Genomic DNA, 1121 nt, shown 5'->3' on the forward strand with positions numbered 1-1121 from the left:
GGCTGCACGTACCTGCCGGCGGCGGGTCCGACGGCGAGCGCGATCCAGGCGGGCGCGGAGGTCGCGACCGCCGACGGGGGCCTGCTGGCCCGCTACGAGATCATCGACGTGACGCCGGCGGTGGTGGAGGCCCTGCGCGGCCGCCCGCTGGACAGCCTGCTGGCGTCCTTCGGCGACCACCGCCCCTCCACCGAGCCGGTGATCGGCATCGGCGACATGGTCTCGGTCTCGGTCTGGGAGGCGGGATCGGGCGGGCTGTTCTCCGGGCCGCTGGTCGCCGACCGCTTCTCCGCCGGCTCCAAATCCGCCCTGATCCCCGAGCAGCCGGTGGGCCGCGACGGCGCCATCTCGGTGCCCTATGCCGGCCGCATCAAGGTCGCCGGCCGCCGCACCCAGGACGTGCAGACCCTCATCGAGAGCGAACTCGCCGGCAAGGCCATCCAGCCCCAGGTGCTGGTCTCGGTCACCCGCCCGATCAGCCAGGCGGTGACCGTCACCGGCGAGGGCGCCGCCGGCGCCCGCCTGCCGCTCTCCGGCCACGGCGACCGCATCCTCGACGTCATCGCGGCCGCCGGCGGCAACCGCTCGCCGGTCAACGAGACCTTCGTGCGGCTCTCCCGCGGGCCGGTCACCGCCACGGTGCCGCTGACCACGGTGGTGTCCAACCCCAAGGAGAACATCTTCCTGCGGCCCAACGACGTGCTCACCCTGGTGCGCGACCCGCAGACCTTCATCGCGGTCGGCGCGCTGGGCAACAGCACCGAACTGCCGTTCCAGGCCGACGGCATCACCCTGGCCCAGGCGCTCGCCAAGGCGCGCGGCCTCTCGGACTTCGCCGCCGACCCGGCCGGCACCTTCATCTTCCGCTTCGAGCCCGCCAGCGTGGTGCGCCGCCTCTATCCCGGCTCGAGGCTGCTCGGCACGCCCCTGGTGCCGGTGGTCTACCGCATCGACATGCGCGACCCCAACAGCCTGTTCGTCTCCCAGGCCTTCCGCATGCGCAACCGGGACCTCGTCTACGTCTCCAACGCCCCCTTCACCGAAGTCTCCAAGGTGCTCGCCGCCTTCAACGGCGTCACAGGACCCCTCGCCTCCGCGGCAACCGCGTACGCCTACGCGAA

Annotated in this window: 1 protein-coding gene; it reads left to right on the forward strand. The window is 72.7% G+C overall.

The window, feature by feature from the left end:
- Window positions 1-1121: polysaccharide biosynthesis/export family protein (locus MKK82_RS26625; RefSeq protein ID WP_238294301.1), on the forward strand; the 1121-nt coding region annotated here is incomplete at both ends.

This window comes from Methylobacterium sp. E-046, from assembly GCF_022829625.1.
Classification (GTDB): domain Bacteria; phylum Pseudomonadota; class Alphaproteobacteria; order Rhizobiales; family Beijerinckiaceae; genus Methylobacterium; species Methylobacterium longum.